The 14,230-nt window shown below is 60.3% G+C and carries 12 protein-coding genes; 10 read left to right on the top strand and 2 right to left on the bottom strand.

All coding sequences use genetic code 11. From position 1 onward, the window contains the following. The first annotated feature begins 151 nt into the window (after window positions 1-151). The 8 genes from JOE33_RS03570 (at window position 152) to pcaC (ending at window position 7,184) form a co-directional block, all read left to right on the top strand. Entirely contained in the window at window positions 152-1,222 is a 1,071-nt protein-coding gene (locus tag JOE33_RS03570) for an acyltransferase (RefSeq protein ID WP_032614570.1), read from the top strand. 57 nt (window positions 1,223-1,279) lie between these two features. Continuing rightward, entirely contained in the window at window positions 1,280-1,522 is a 243-nt protein-coding gene (locus JOE33_RS03565; RefSeq protein ID WP_010428091.1) for a glutaredoxin family protein, read from the top strand. A gap of 52 nt (window positions 1,523-1,574) precedes the next feature. After that, the gene (gene pcaQ / locus JOE33_RS03560; RefSeq protein WP_010428089.1) at window positions 1,575-2,495 is read left to right on the top strand and encodes a pca operon transcription factor PcaQ; all 921 of its coding nucleotides are present in this window, start codon (window positions 1,575-1,577) and stop codon (window positions 2,493-2,495) included. A 137-nt stretch (window positions 2,496-2,632) separates the two neighbouring features. Next, on the top strand, window positions 2,633-3,352 hold the full coding sequence (pcaH, locus tag JOE33_RS03555) for a protocatechuate 3,4-dioxygenase subunit beta (protein WP_187625817.1): 720 nt from the start codon (window positions 2,633-2,635) through the stop codon (window positions 3,350-3,352). Between the two features lie 11 nt (window positions 3,353-3,363). Continuing rightward, a complete protein-coding gene (pcaG, locus tag JOE33_RS03550; protein ID WP_096139017.1) occupies window positions 3,364-3,966 on the top strand; it encodes a protocatechuate 3,4-dioxygenase subunit alpha in 603 nt (200 codons plus the stop codon). Window positions 3,967-4,053: 87 nt separating this feature from the next. Continuing rightward, window positions 4,054-5,403: an MFS transporter gene (locus JOE33_RS03545; RefSeq protein ID WP_032614574.1), complete on the top strand. Its 1,350-nt coding sequence runs from the start codon at window positions 4,054-4,056 to the stop codon at window positions 5,401-5,403. A 24-nt stretch (window positions 5,404-5,427) separates the two neighbouring features. After that, window positions 5,428-6,789, top strand: a complete 1,362-nt coding sequence (locus tag JOE33_RS03540) for a 3-carboxy-cis,cis-muconate cycloisomerase (protein ID WP_054993018.1) — start codon at window positions 5,428-5,430, stop codon at window positions 6,787-6,789. Then, on the top strand, window positions 6,786-7,184 hold the full coding sequence (pcaC, locus tag JOE33_RS03535) for a 4-carboxymuconolactone decarboxylase (protein ID WP_003416189.1): 399 nt from the start codon (window positions 6,786-6,788) through the stop codon (window positions 7,182-7,184). Before JOE33_RS03540 ends, pcaC begins: the two co-directional genes overlap by 4 nt. Before the next feature lie 58 nt (window positions 7,185-7,242). Here the strand turns inward: pcaC and JOE33_RS03530 are convergent, their stop codons facing one another. Continuing rightward, window positions 7,243-8,499 (bottom strand): OprD family porin, encoded by a 1,257-nt coding sequence (locus JOE33_RS03530; protein WP_032614578.1) that lies wholly within the window; start codon window positions 8,497-8,499, stop codon window positions 7,243-7,245. A gap of 236 nt (window positions 8,500-8,735) precedes the next feature. Here JOE33_RS03530 and JOE33_RS03525 point away from each other — a divergent pair, with 236 nt between their 5' ends. Further along, the gene (locus JOE33_RS03525) at window positions 8,736-9,623 is read left to right on the top strand and encodes a DMT family transporter (RefSeq protein ID WP_010428081.1); all 888 of its coding nucleotides are present in this window, start codon (window positions 8,736-8,738) and stop codon (window positions 9,621-9,623) included. Between the two features lie 635 nt (window positions 9,624-10,258). Here JOE33_RS03525 and JOE33_RS03520 read toward each other — a convergent pair. Next, window positions 10,259-11,587 carry an MFS transporter gene (locus tag JOE33_RS03520; protein WP_096103511.1) on the bottom strand — a complete coding sequence of 443 codons (1,329 nt, stop codon included), beginning with the start codon at window positions 11,585-11,587 and terminating at the stop codon, window positions 10,259-10,261. Between the two features lie 634 nt (window positions 11,588-12,221). Here JOE33_RS03520 and quiC point away from each other — a divergent pair. Next, window positions 12,222-14,129, top strand: coding sequence for a 3-dehydroshikimate dehydratase QuiC (quiC, locus tag JOE33_RS03515; RefSeq protein ID WP_096126063.1), 1,908 nt, complete (start codon window positions 12,222-12,224; stop codon window positions 14,127-14,129). Window positions 14,130-14,230 lie beyond the last annotated feature (101 nt).

Raw genomic sequence — 14,230 nt, 5'->3', positions numbered from 1 at the left:
CTGCCGCTGCACCTTACTCCAAAAGTATCTGCCAGGAAAAACCACAAGCACCGGAAGATTGGGGTTCCGTATTTCTGGCCATTGGCTATGCTCCACACGCGTGACCACGGGATGGCCTGGCGCGCGCGACATCGGTTGAATGGAGAGAGGCATGGAGCGGCTGTATTCCCTGCAGGGGCTCAGGGGCGTAGCGGTCCTTGGCGTTGTGTTGTTTCACATGATGTCGGTAGAGAGCAAGTTTTCCGGTGGCGATATCCTTCTGCCGCCCTGGCTCGATTTTTTTCAGTTGGGCGTCGATCTGTTTTTCGTCATCAGCGGATTTGTGATGGTGATTGTCAGTCGTGGCCGTTTTCAGAGTGCACCCGAGGCTCAGCGCTTTCTGTTCAATCGAGTATCGCGGATCTACCCCACGTACTGGTTGTACTTTTTCATCACCCTGGCGGTTTATCTGGTGCAGCCGGGCATGGTTAACAGCGGTCATGGCTCGTCCAATCTGATCATGTCGTTCCTGCTGTTGCCCAACGACAAGGTGCTGCTGGTAATGGTGGCCTGGTCGCTGCTGTTCGAGCTGTGGTTCTACGTGGTGTTCTCAGGCTTCCTGCTGTTTCGCGAGCGCAATCTGCCGTTTCTGCTTGGCGCCTGGAGTCTGATCATCGTGGTGTTTAACACACTGGCAGACTGGCAGGACTATTCCCCGGCAGTGAAGATCATCCTGCATCCCTATGCCCTCGAGTTCGTGCTGGGTGCTGCGCTGGCACTGTTCTTTTACGGGCGCCACTGTGCGCGCGTGCCCACCGCTGCGGTCTGGTTGCTGCTCGGTGTCGCGCTGATGGCGGCGGTGCCCCTGATCGGCTATTACCGGTTGTATGAGAGTCAGGGGCTGCTGCGCATGCTCATGGTTGGTGGAACGTTCGGCGTGCTGGTCGTGACGCTGGCCTTGCTTGAACGACGCAGACAGCTGCTGGTGCCGCCGTTTATGGTTGCCGTGGGCGACATGTCCTACACGATCTACCTGTCTCATCTGCTGGTGCTGGGGGTGATCGGCAGGGTCTGGAGTCTGGTGGGGCCCTGGCCTGAAAGCTATCTGGACAACCTGTTTTTCGCTCTGCTGATGATGGCGGCAGCGGTGTGCTATGGCTGGGTCGGTTATCGTTGTTTCGAGAAACCGGTACTGGACCGCGCCAATGCGTTCAGCAAGGCGCATTTCCGGGTGTCGACGTGATCCCGGTGCGCGCCTAGAATGATTTCCGGTTACCGAGGATTCGCCGAGGATCGACTCATGCCACCCGAATGCCAGCTGTTCAGCACCCCGGGCTGCCCGCTGTGCGAGGTTGCCGAAGCGGTTTTGCTGCCGTTCGCCATCGAGCACGGCCTGCTGATTGAGCTGGTCGACATCTGCGAGGATGAGCAACTGCTTGAACGCTACGAGTTGCGCGTTCCTGTGTTGCGTCGAGCCGACACCGGTGATGAGCTGGAATGGCCATTCGACGCACCTCAAGTGGCGTCTTTTCTGAGTCGCTGAGCTGCCTTGTCGTCGAGCTGCATGCCCTTTCATTTATCGGACACGACGCGCAGTGAATATCGATACACGCATCAAATTTCGTCATCTGGTCTGCTTTCTCGAAGTGGCCCGGCAGGGCAGCCTGGCGCGTGCTTCCGACGTTCTGGCGATCAGTCAGCCTGCACTGTCGAAAAGTCTCAAAGAGCTGGAAATCCTGCTCGACACCACCTTGTTCGTGCGCAGCAAGAGCGGCGCGGCACTCACCGACGCGGGCGTGGCGTTCATGCGTTTTGCCGGGCCCAGCGTTCAGGCCCTGCGCGAGGGCGTCAGCAGCCTGCGCTCGGGTGAGCATGACACCGTCACTGCACGTCTGGGCGTACTGTCGACGGCCGAAAGCCTGCTGGTGCCCGAAGTGGTTCATCGCCTGCACCAGCGGCACCCGGCGCTGATCGTCAGCGTGATGACCGGGCCCAGTGCCTATCTGTTGTCGCAATTGAGGGTAGGGGAGCTGGATCTGGTGGTCGGGCGCATGACTGACAGTCCGCAGATTCAGGGTCTGACGTTCGAGCACCTGTACAACGAGTCGATGACACTGGTGGTACGCAGTGATCACCCTTTGCTGGCTGCGCCGCTCAAGCCGGAGAGTCTGGAGCGATTCCCGCTGGTGTTGCCGCTGGCAGGCACGACCATCCGCAAGTTTGCCGACAGTCTGTTCGTGCAGTGCGGTATCCGCATGCCGCGCCAACGCCTTGAAACCCTCTCGCTCACCCTCAGCCGCCGCTATGTGCAATGCAGCGATGCAGTCTGGATCGCGCCGCTGGATGCCGTGTCGCTGGAGTTGCAAGGCGGCACGCTGGTCGAGCTGGACATGGGTATTCGTGAGCCGGGCGGCTCGGTCGGTTTGTGCAGCAACCCGGCCTTGCCACTGACGCGCGCGGCGCAGTGGTGTGTGGACGAGCTGCGCAGTCTTGGAGAGGCTTATCGCAATGCCTAGTATCCATAACCAATTGGTTATGGATCATGGGGTTTATTTCAGTTCTCTGTAAGCATGGATCGCGCGACACTTCGCCGCAGCCTGTAGCGCATGTGACCGACGCCTGCGCGCCCCATAAGAAAAACGAGGAGAACGCCATGTCTGCCGCGGACAACAGCCGCTTCGTCATTCGTGACCGAAACTGGCATCCCAAAGCCCTGACACCTGACTACAAGACCTCGATCCTGCGCTCGCCGCGCCAGGCCCTGGTCAGTATCCCGCAGTCCATTTCCGAAACCACCGGCCCGGATTTCTCGCATTTGAAATTCGGTCAGCACGACAATGACCTGCTGCTCAATTTCAACAACGGTGGGCTGCCCATCGGTGAGCGTATCCTGCTGGCCGGACGGGTCTGTGATCAGTACGGAAAACCGATACCGCATACGCTGGTGGAGATCTGGCAGGCCAATGCCGGTGGCCGTTATCGCCACAAGCGCGATGCCTATCTGGCGCCCATCGATCCCAATTTCGGCGGTGTCGGACGTGCGTTGACCGACAGCGAAGGCATTTACAGCTTCCGTACCGTCAAGCCCGGGCCTTACCCATGGCGCAACGGTCCCAACGACTGGCGCCCGGCACATATTCATGTGTCGATCAGCGGCCCGTCGATTGCCACACGCCTGATCACCCAGTTGTATTTCGAAGGCGATCCGCTGATTCCGATCTGCCCGATCGTCAAGGCCATCGCCAATCCCGACGCCGTGCAAAGCCTGATTGCCAGGCTCGATCTGGGCATGGGCAACCCGATGGATTGTCTGGCGTACCGCTTTGATATCGTGTTGCGCGGCCAGCGCAAGACTCACTTCGAAAACTGCTGAGGAGGCCCGACATGCCCGTTCAATTGCTGCAGGAAACCCCTTCGCAAACCGCTGGCCCCTACGTCCACATCGGTCTTGCACCACAAGTGGCCGGCAACCCCACCCGCGAGCTGGAAATCTGGAACGAGATGGCCAGGCCCGAGGCGCCCGGTGAGCACATCGTATTGCTTGGCAACGTCTTCGACGGCAACGGTCATCTGATCCGCGATGCCTACCTGGAATTCTGGCAGGCGGATCATCAAGGCGCGTATCACAGTGAATTCGACCCGGACAGGCCGGTCAACGGCTTTGGTCGCACTGCAACCGCGGACGATGGCCAATGGATCCTGAAGACCATCAAGCCAGGCTCGGCACGCAATGCGGCGGGTGTGCCGATGGCGGCGCACATCAACGTTTCGCTGTTTGCGCGTGGCATCAATATTCATCTGCAGACACGTTTGTATTTCGATGATGAAGCCCAGGCGAATGCGCAGGACCCGGTGCTCAATCTGATCGAGCAGCCCCCGCGCCGCGAAACTCTGGTAGCGCGCCGCTGCGCGCACGAGGGGCAGACGGCCTATCGTTTCGATATCCGTGTGCAAGGTGAAGGCGAGACAGTGTTTTTCGATTTCTGAATCGTTCTTCGATTTCGAAATCAATGTGCGTGCGTTTCAAGGCGCCTGCATCGGCAGGCGACCCTATAAAAATAAAAGGACACCTTCATGACGCTTTCCGCCAGCAGCCCCGCGTCGAGTACGCTCGACGTTCAGGCCTTCATCAATGCGCAACCGCTGTCCGGGTATCAGTGGCGAGTGGTTGCGCTGTGTTTTCTGATCGTGTTTCTCGACGGCCTCGATACTGCCGCAATGGGCTTCATTGCACCCGCACTCAGTCAGGATTGGGGGATCGACCGGGCCAGTCTGGGGCCGGTGATGAGCGCCGCGCTGATCGGCATGGTGTTCGGCGCGCTGGGTTCAGGCCCGCTGGCCGACCGCTTCGGGCGCAAGGTGGTGCTGGTGGTCGCGGTGCTGCTGTTCGGTCTTTTCAGCCTGGCATCAGCCTACAGCAGCAACATCGATCAATTGCTGGTACTGCGCCTGTTGACCGGGTTGGGGCTTGGCGCAGCGATGCCCAACGCCACCACGTTGCTGTCGGAATACACTCCCGAGCGGCTCAAGTCGCTGCTGGTGACGAGCATGTTCTGCGGTTTCAATCTGGGCATGGCGTGCGGCGGTTTTGTGTCGGCCAAGCTGATCCCGAGCATGGGCTGGCACAGCCTGCTGATGCTGGGCGGTATCCTGCCCATCCTGCTGGCGGTGGTGCTGATGGTCTGGCTGCCGGAGTCGGCGCGGTTTCTGGTGGTACGCAATCGCGGTGCGGAGCGGATTCGCAAGGTGCTGGCACCGATTGCGCCGAAGGCGCTGGCCGGCATCACTGACTTCAGCGTTCCCGAACAGAAAACAGTCAGCAGCCGCAACGTGCTGAAAGTGATTTTTTCCGGCAACTACAGTGCCGGCACCCTGTTGCTGTGGCTGACCTATTTCATGGGCCTGGTGATCGTTTACCTGCTGACCAGCTGGCTGCCGACGCTGATGCGCGACAGCGGCGCAAGCATGGAGCAGTCCGCCTTCATCGGCGCGCTGTTTCAGTTCGGCGGGGTGTTGAGCGCTGTGGGCGTGGGTTGGGCGATGGATCGTTACAACCCGCACAAGGTCATTGGTTGTGCCTACGCACTGGCGGGGGTATTCGCCTGGCTGGTCGGGCAGAGTCTGGGTAACGTCGCGCTGTTGGCCACACTGGTGTTGCTCGCCGGTATGTGTATCAACGGCGCGCAGTCGGCAATGCCGTCGCTGGCCGCGCGTTTTTACCCCACCCAGGGGCGTGCCACGGGCGTGTCGTGGATGCTCGGGATCGGCCGTTTCGGCGCCATTCTCGGCGCCTGGGCCGGTGCCACGCTGCTGGGCCTGGGCTGGACGTTCGAGCAGGTGCTGACCGCGCTGGTGATCCCGGCGGCGCTGGCCGCGATAGCCGTGCTGATCAAGGGCTGGGTCAGTCATTCGGACGCCACCTGAAACCTTTCAATCTGGAGTGGTGATGTGAACAGAGCGAGCAATCAACTTTTCGATGCCTACTTCATGCAACCCGAAATGCGCGAGATTTTTTCGGATGAGGGCCGGGTGCAGGGCATGCTCGATTTCGAGGCTGCGCTGGCTCGTGCACAGGCACGCGTCGGCCTGATCCCGCCCGAGGTGGTCGCCGACATCGAGCTGAGCTGCGACGCACGGCTGTTCGATTTCGACGCGCTGGCAATTGCCATCGGCAGTGCCGGCAATTCGGCGATTCCGCTGGTCAAGGCGCTGGGCAAACAGATTGCCGCACGCAGCGCTGAAGCCGAGCGCTACGTGCACATGGGCGCGACCAGTCAGGATGTGATGGACAGCGGGCTGATCCTGCAGCTGCGTCGAGCGGTCGTGCTGCTTGAGCGTGACCTCACCCGGCTGGCCGATGCGATGGCTGAGCAGGCGCAGCGTCATGCGGGCACGCCGCTGGCCGGACGCACCTGGCTGCAGCAGGCTACGCCGGTCACTTTGGGGATGAAAATCGCTGGCTGGCTGGGCGCGGTCACGCGTCATCGACAGCGTTTGAACGAGATCAAGCCGCGCCTGCTGTGCCTGCAGTTCGGCGGTGCTTCCGGCAGCCTTGCGGCGCTGGGCGATCAGGCGTTTTCGGTGGCCGAAGCGCTGGCGGGTGAATTGCAACTGACGTTGCCCGAGCAGCCCTGGCACACCCAGCGCGACCGACTGGTGGAGTTTGCCGGTCTGTTGGGTCTGATCGCCGGCAGTCTCGGCAAACTGGGGCGCGACGTGAGCCTGCTGATGCAGACCGAAGTGGGCGAGGTCTTCGAGCCATCGGCACCCGGCAAGGGCGGCTCTTCGACCATGCCGCACAAACGCAACCCGGTCGGCGCTGCGGTCATGATCAGCACCGCCACCCGCGCACCGGGGCTGGTGGCCACGATGCTGGCGGCCATGCCGCAGGAGCATGAACGCAGCCTGGGCCTGTGGCATGCCGAGTGGGAGACCTTGCCGGAGCTGTGCTGTCTGGTTTCCGGTTCTCTTCAGCAGGCGTTGCAGGTGATACCCGGTCTGCAGGTGGATGCCGAGCGCATGGCGATCAATCTGCAATCCACCAAAGGGCTGGTTCTAGCCGAAGCAGTGAGTATTGCGCTGGCTCAGCGCATCGGGCGCGATGCTGCCCACCATCTGGTTGAACAGTGCTGCCGGCGTGCGGTGGAGCAGGGTGCGCATTTGCGTCAGGTGCTCGGCGAAACCCGGCAGGTCAGCGAGCAGTTTTCTTCCGACGAGCTGGATCGCCTGCTCGATCCGGCCCATTACCTTGGCCAGGCTCGCCATTGGGTCGAGCGCGCCGTGGCCGAACACACAAGGATTTCCCGATGACCGAAGACGAACGTTACGAAGCCGGCATGCAAGTGCGCCGTGCGGTGCTGGGCGACGCGCATGTCGATAACAGCCTGAGCAAACTGACGCCGTTCAATGAAGAATTCCAGGAGATGATCACCCGTCACGCCTGGGGGGATATCTGGACACGTCCAGGATTGCCGCGCCATACGCGCAGCCTGATCACCATCGCAATGCTGATCGGCATGAATCGCGAAGGCGAATTGCGCCTGCACCTCAAGGCCGCCAAAAACAACGGCGTGACCCGTGAGGAAATCAAGGAAGTGCTGATGCAGAGCGCTATCTACTGCGGCATTCCGGCGGCCAATGCGACGTTCCACCTGGCGGAAGCGGTGTGGGACGAAATGGGCGTGGAGTCGTTGCAGGACCACTGAGCGCTTTGATTGAGAACGCCGCCGCAGCGCCATCGGCCACGGCGGCGTCCTGTGCGGATCAGAGCAGCGACAACGGGTAGCTGACGATCAGGCGGTTTTCGTCGAACTGGTTGGTGCTGTAGTCGCGACGCATGGTGGAGTTGCGCCATTTGACTGAAAGACTTTTGAACGCACCGCTCTGGAATACATAGGCCAGCTCGGTTTCCCGCGCCCATTCTTCGCCGTCGGTGATGGCGCCGGTGTGTACGTTGTCACCGCTGATGTAGCGGTTCATCAGGGTCAAACCGGGCACGCCCATGGCTACGAAGTCATAGTCATGGCGCAACTGCCAGGACTTCTCCCTGGCGTTGTCGAAGCTGGAGTTGTAACTGTCGTTGGCCAAGGTCCCGCCGCTGGTGCCGTTGACGCGCATCCAGGCGCTGTCGCCGCTGACTTTCTGCAGGCCCAGGTAAAAGGTGTTGCCGCCGTACCGTGCCGAAAGCAGCGCTGACCAGGTCTTGTTGTCCAGATCGCCGGCCAGCGATTGACCGTCGTCCTTGCCCTGGAAGTAGCCGAGGTTGGCTCCCAGCGTCCAACTGCCCAGCGGCTGACTGTGCAGCAGGTTGAAATATTGCTGGTGGTAGATGTCTTCAAGCTCGGCGTACCACACGCCGACCTGGGTGCGCTTTTCGTTGAACACATATTCGCCGCCGCCAAAGTTGAAGCGGTCGGAAGTGAACGCGGTGCGGCCATTCAAGGACATGTCTTCCATGCTCGCGTCGTTGCGCGGGCTGTTGCCACGGAACTGGCCACCGTAGAGGGTCAGGCCGTCGATCTCCTTGGAGGTGATCTGCCCGCCCTGAAAGGTTTGCGGCAGTGAGCGGCCGTCATCCGAACGCAGGATTGGCAGTACCGGCATCCACTCGCCGACCTTCAATTCGGTCTTCGAGAAGCGTGCCTTGCCGGCCACTGCCAGACGGCCGAAGTCGTCGGCCGGGCGTCCATCGCTATGGATGGGCAGCAATTGTGTGCCGCCGGTACCCTTGCCGCCGTCTAGCTTGAGCGAGTAGAGGCCCAGTGCGTCGACACCAAAGCCGACAGTGCCTTGGGTGAACCCGGAACGGGCGTCGAGGATGAAGTTCTGCGTCCACTCCTCGGCGTAGTTCTGTGCGTTGGCCGGGTCGACGAAGTTGCGGTTGATGTAGAAGTTGCGTAGGTTCAGATTGACCTTGGCATCTTCGACGAATCCGGCACTCTGGCCGCTGATGGGCGTCAGGCTTGCAGCGACGGCCGCCGACAGACCGCAAAGGAGTTTGCAGGGGGAATTCACGCGCATGGAACAGACCTTTTTTGTAGTTATTGAGTCGTGTAGCTGGCTGCGATAGTGAAATGGCGCAACGCGCCGTGCAATTGTGAAATAGTTGTTTCGGGCGATTATCGAACGTTAATGAACCGGTTAGAACATTTTCTTCGAGATGCTGCAAACGTGTGTGCGATGCTCACGGGTCAATATGGGTAGAGAGTGCGTTCGGCCATGGCGTCGGGCTGCTGAAACTTGAACAAGGAAGCGCAATGAGCACTGCCAGCACGCCGTTGTCCGGCGTCAATAAACCTCTCAAAGGTATTGGCTTCATTCTTCTGGCGACTTTTCTGTTTGCCAGTCACGACACCCTGTCCAAATACCTGTCCGGCTTCTATCCGATCATTCTGGTGGTCTGGGCGCGCTATCTGGTGCACACGCTGCTGATGGCCTGCATCTTCATGCCGTCATCGGGATTGCGGGTGTTGCGCACCAAGCGTCCCGGCCTGCAGGTCTTGCGCGCACTGGCGCTGCTGGGTACCAGCCTGCTGTTTACCAGCAGCCTGATGTTCATCCCGCAGGCAGAGGCGACGGCGGTCAACTTTCTTGCGCCGTTGCTGGTCACCGCGTTATCGGTGCCGCTGCTGCACGAGCGTGTGACGCGCGGGCAGTGGATAGCGGTGGTGGTCGGGTTTGTCGGGGTGATGATCATCATTCATCCGGGCGGCGAGCTGTTTACCCCGGCGATTCTGCTGCCGCTGTCGTCAGCCTTGTGTTTTGCGCTGTATCAACTCCTGACACGGCTGGTTAGCCCGTTCGACAGTCCGACCACCAGCAACTTTTTCGCGGGGCTGTTCAATACCCTGTTGATGAGTGCGCTGGTACCGTTCTTCTGGGAAGTGCCGGCGCTCAAGCACCTGCCGTTTCTGCTGGCGCTTGGTGCGTGTGGCATGTCGGCGCATTTGCTGCTGACCCAGGCCTTCCGCTTCGCCGCTCCGGCCATGCTTGCGCCTTTCAGTTATTGCCAGATCGTGTTCGCCGGATTGCTGGGGTTTCTGTTCTTCGATCACATGCCATCGCCCACTGCCCAGGCCGGCATTGCCATCATCTGCCTCAGCGGTCTGGCGGCGGCTTGGCAACAGCGGCGTAAAGGTGGGTAATTTGCGGCGCTGAAGCTTTGATTGACGCCAATGTTCAGCGTTGGCATAAGGTTTGTGACGCTCCACGTTACATGGCGGTTTTTCTTTGTCAGGCGGATTGGGGTTCGGCTCAGGTCACCTTTTCGCCCCTCGGCGACTTACTTTGATGGGGCCAAAGTAAGCAAACCCCCAGGCTCCGTTTCCGGCCCGACTTCGTCGGGTTCCTTCGCCCTGTCACTGATCCGGGGGTCGCCGCAACGGGCCATCCATGGCCCGGTGCGGCTAGCCTGGCGTCCTGCCAGGCTACCCCCGGATCAGCGCCAGGACTCAGCCGTCACTTACGTCGCACTCTGCGTCGTCAGTACCATCGCGCTCGAAAAGCACTTCGTTGGCAGCGAATGGTGGGTAAGTCATAGCATTGTTTTCGCATCAGAGAACGTTGACGCGGAGCGTCGGCACGATAGTCAAAAGGTGACCTGAGCCGAACCCCAATCCATCTGACAAAGAAAACCCGCCGTGTGACGCGGAGCGTCACGAACTGCATTCCCACGCGGAGCGTGAGGAACGAGAGGTCTCCGGGAGATCACTAGCGCAGGGACGATAGCAAAAAGGCCCGGTCACTGAGTGAGCCGGGCCTTTTTGATGGTGTCAGACGATTACTCGCTGAGTGTCGGAACCTTGCGAGGAGCCATGAAGTACATCCAGATCAGGGCAATGAAATACATCGCCGGGATCATGGTGAACAACACGTTGTAGTTGTTATTGGTGGCGGTCAGCACCGCACCCACGATCTGCGTCATGAACATACCGCCGATGGCCGCACACATGCCGCCGAAGCCGAACACGGTACTCATCATGTGCTTGGGGGTGTAGTCCATCACCAGGCTCCAGATATTCGCCGTCCAGGCCTGATGCGCACCCACGGCAAGCGAAATGGCCAGTACCGCCACCCACAGCCCGCTGGCATTGGCAGCGAACACCACGCTGCAGATCGTGATGGCAAAGATCAGCATCGACAACAGGCGCGCAGTCGTCGCACGCATGCCGCGACCAATCAGCCAGGACGACAGAATGCCGCCACCGACACTGCCGAAGTCGGCCGTCAGCCAGATCAGAATCAGCGGGATACCCATCTGCGTAACGCTGATCCCCAGGTTGTATTGCTGATTGAGGAACGGCGGCAGCCAGTACAGGTAGAACCAGAACACCGGAGCGGTGATCGCATACGCCAGCGCGAATGCCCACGTACCGCGCATCTTCAGAATGCCGGTGAACGGTACCTTGACCGGAGCCGGTTCGACTTCCTGATTGATGTAATCCAGCTCGGTCTTGCTGACGGTCGGATGCTCTTCGGGGTTGTAATACTTCAGGCGCCAGGTGATGACCCAGATCAGCCCCAGCGAGCCCATCGCCACGAAGGCGGCCTGCCAGCCCCAGACAGTGAGGATCACCGGCAGCAGGGCCGGGGTCAGCATGGCACCGACGTTGGTGCCGGCGTTGAAGATACCGGTGGCCACCGCACGTTCACCTGCCGGGAACCACAGGCGGGTGGTCTTCACACAGGCCGGGTAGTTGGCTGCTTCGGTCAGGCCCAGAATGAAGCGGCAGACCATGAAGCCGACAGCGGAGGTGGCAAGGCCATGCGCGCCAGTCGCCAGGCTCCACAGCAGCACCGCGAGGAAGAACGCGCGCTTCACGCCGACCTTGTCGATGAAGCGGCCCTGCAGCACGAAGCCGACCGCATAACCGACCTGAAACCAGAAGTTGATGTTGGCGTAGTCCATCGCCGTCCAGCTCATTTCCTTGGCGAGGATAGGCTGCATGACGCCGAGCGCGGCCCGGTCGATGTAATTCAGTGTAGTGGCGAAGAACACCAGGGCGAGCATGCCCCAGCGAGTCTTGCCCACGGCGAGCGCGCCGCGGATCTTTTCGCCCATCCCGGCACGGGCGGCCTGGGCGACAGGGTTGGTCTGGGTGTTAAGCATGATGTTCTAACCATCCGTTCCAGGACTGTGCTGCTGGCAACAGTCGGACTGAGAAGTCCACTCGATGCAGGCGTTGTGCAGGTAAAGTGAAGTCGTAGAACCGTGATTCGACTGGCCTGTAGACTCAGGCTGTCCTCGAAACGATCCGTCGGGCCGACAATTTACAGGCTGGGCCGCGTAAGTGTGTTGGAATGTTTCAGGCGACGCAGACCGTGGCCGGGCTTTTGGCTGGGCGGGTTCGTCGAACATGACGTCTGGTAAGACGGACGGGTGAGCGGGCGAGCGAAGCGAGAAGGGTGCACATGAGCAATGTTCCTGTTTTTTGAATTGTTATGGGTTTGCTGCTGATGAAGCGAAGATCAAATGTCGGACTGCGGGTCTATCCTGCAATGTGATGCTGATGTTGATGTTGATGTTGATGTTGAGCATTGCGAGATACAGCGTCAATTGAGTAAAACGGCTTTTGTTCGATAATCGAACGTAAAACTAACCGGTTCGTACACTTTATGTTGCTGTAGTATTTCCGCAGGCAAATACTTTACTCGCACCTCTGAATAAGGCCGGGAAAGGCCAGGAATGCGGTGCTGTCCAGTCGCGACCCAAGCAGGTCGCGTTCATCCAGGAGCTGAAAAGCATGCAGCGTTCAATTGCTACCGTATCCTTGAGCGGTACTCTGCCCGAAAAGCTCGAAGCCATCGCCGCAGCCGGCTTTGACGGCGTCGAGATTTTCGAAAACGACTTGTTGTATTACGACGGTAGCCCACGCAACATCAGGCAGATGTGTGCCGACCTGGGCATCGCCATCACCCTGTTCCAGCCATTCCGCGATTTCGAAGGCTGCCGCCGTGATCGTCTGCAGCGCAATATTGACCGTGCCGAACGCAAATTCGATCTGATGCAGGAACTGGGCACTGATCTGGTGCTGGTCTGCAGCAATGCATCTGCCGATTCGGTGGGCGACGAAAACATTCTGCTCGATGACCTGGGCCTGCTCGCCGAACGCGCGGGTGCCCGTCACCTGCGCGTCGGTTATGAAGCGCTGGCCTGGGGCAAGCATGTGAACACCTGGCAACAGGTCTGGAACCTGGTGCGTCAGGTCGACCACCCGGCGCTTGGCGTGTTGCTCGACAGTTTCCATACCCTGTCGCTGAAGGGCGATCCGAGCGCCATCGCACAGATCCCGGGCGACAAGATCTTCTTCGTGCAGATGGCCGATGCGCCGCTTCTGGCGATGGATGTACTGGAATGGAGTCGCCATTTCCGCTGCTTCCCGGGCCAGGGTGAATTCGATCTGGCCGGCTTCCTTGCGCCGATCCTGCGCAGTGGCTACACCGGTCCGTTGTCGCTGGAAGTGTTCAACGACGGCTTCCGTGCAGCGCCGACGCGTGCCAATGCTGCGGACGGTCTGCGTTCGCTGCTCTATCTGGAAGAGAAAACCCGCCAGTTGATGGCGCGTGACGAGCCGGCTGCGGCTCCCGAAATCCTCTTCAACCCACCTGCTGCCAGTACCTACAATGGCGTCGAGTTCCTCGAGTTTGCAGTCGACGAGAGCCATGGCGCTCGCCTTTCGGGCTGGCTGCAACGGCTGGGCTTTGCCAAGCTGGGTCAGCATCGCTCGAAAGCGGTCAGCCTGCTGGGGCAGGGCGATATCAGGATTGTGCTCAATGCCGAGCCCTATTCCTTCGCCCACAGCTTCTTCGAGGCCCACGGCCCGTCACTGTGCGCCACCGCCTTGCGCGTCGACGACGGTCATCAGTCGCTGGAACGTGCGCGTGCCTTCAAGGGCCAGCCGTATCGCGGGCTGGTCGGCCCTAATGAACGGGAGATTCCTTCGGTCCGCGCACCCGACGGCAGTCTGATCTATCTGGTGGATAACGCGGCGCCGGGAGAATCGATCTACGACAGTGATTTTGTCGTCGATCCGCAGGCAGTCGCCAAGGGCGGGTTGCAGCGTATCGACCACATGGCCATGGCGCTGCCGGCCGACAGTCTGGACAGCTGGGTGCTGTTCTACAAAAGCATTCTGGACTTCGAAGCTGACGACGAAGTGGTCTTGCCCGACCCGTACGGTCTGGTCAAGAGCCGTGCGCTGCGCAGCCGTTGCAGCACCGTGCGCTTGCCGCTGAATATTTCCGAGAATCGCAATACGGCTATCTCCCATGCGCTGTCGAGCTATCGCGGCTCGGGTGTGCACCACATCGCATTTTCCTGCGAAGACATCTTCGCCGAAGTAAGCCGGGCCAAGGAAGCTGGCGTACCGTTGCTGGACATCCCGCTCAATTACTACGATGACCTGGCGGCGCGCTTCGATTTCGACGAAGAGTTTCTCAGCGAGCTGGCGTATTACAACGTGCTCTATGACCGCGATGCGCAGGGTGGCGAGTTGTTCCACGTCTACACCGATGCGTTCGACGGGCGCTTCTTCTTCGAAATCCTGCAGCGCAAGAACGGCTATGTAGGGTACGGCGCGGCCAACGTCCCGGTGCGTCTGGCTGCGATGGCCAAGGCGCGCAATGTGGCAGCACGTCAGGCGCGTCTGTAAGGCCAATCCGATTGCAACGCTGCTGCGAGGGTGCGACGCCCTCGCGGCTTCCCTCGGTTGCCGGTCGGCTTCATACTCCGCGCATCACTCGTGGTCATGAG

Origin of the sequence: Pseudomonas sp. PvP027 (assembly GCF_017833005.1) — a bacterium.
GTDB classification, from domain to species: Bacteria; Pseudomonadota; Gammaproteobacteria; order Pseudomonadales; family Pseudomonadaceae; genus Aquipseudomonas; species Aquipseudomonas congelans.
The sequence above is the reverse complement of the archived record's forward strand: the minus strand, read 5'-3'. Positions and strand labels throughout refer to the sequence as shown.

Bases quoted from the DNA above. Each gene is read 5' to 3' on its own strand.
- JOE33_RS03570 (WP_032614570.1), top strand. From the start codon at position 152: ATGGAGCGGCTGTATTCCCTGCAGGGGCTCAGGGGCGTAGCGGTCCTT.
- JOE33_RS03565 (WP_010428091.1), top strand. From the start codon at position 1,280: ATGCCACCCGAATGCCAGCTGTTCAGCACCCCGGGCTGCCCGCTGTGC.
- pcaH (WP_187625817.1), top strand. From the start codon at position 2,633: ATGTCTGCCGCGGACAACAGCCGCTTCGTCATTCGTGACCGAAACTGG.
- pcaG (WP_096139017.1), top strand. From the start codon at position 3,364: ATGCCCGTTCAATTGCTGCAGGAAACCCCTTCGCAAACCGCTGGCCCC.
- JOE33_RS03545 (WP_032614574.1), top strand. From the start codon at position 4,054: ATGACGCTTTCCGCCAGCAGCCCCGCGTCGAGTACGCTCGACGTTCAG.
- pcaC (WP_003416189.1), top strand. From the start codon at position 6,786: ATGACCGAAGACGAACGTTACGAAGCCGGCATGCAAGTGCGCCGTGCG.
- JOE33_RS03530 (WP_032614578.1), bottom strand. From the start codon at position 8,499: ATGCGCGTGAATTCCCCCTGCAAACTCCTTTGCGGTCTGTCGGCGGCC.
- JOE33_RS03525 (WP_010428081.1), top strand. From the start codon at position 8,736: ATGAGCACTGCCAGCACGCCGTTGTCCGGCGTCAATAAACCTCTCAAA.
- JOE33_RS03520 (WP_096103511.1), bottom strand. From the start codon at position 11,587: ATGCTTAACACCCAGACCAACCCTGTCGCCCAGGCCGCCCGTGCCGGG.
- quiC (WP_096126063.1), top strand. From the start codon at position 12,222: ATGCAGCGTTCAATTGCTACCGTATCCTTGAGCGGTACTCTGCCCGAA.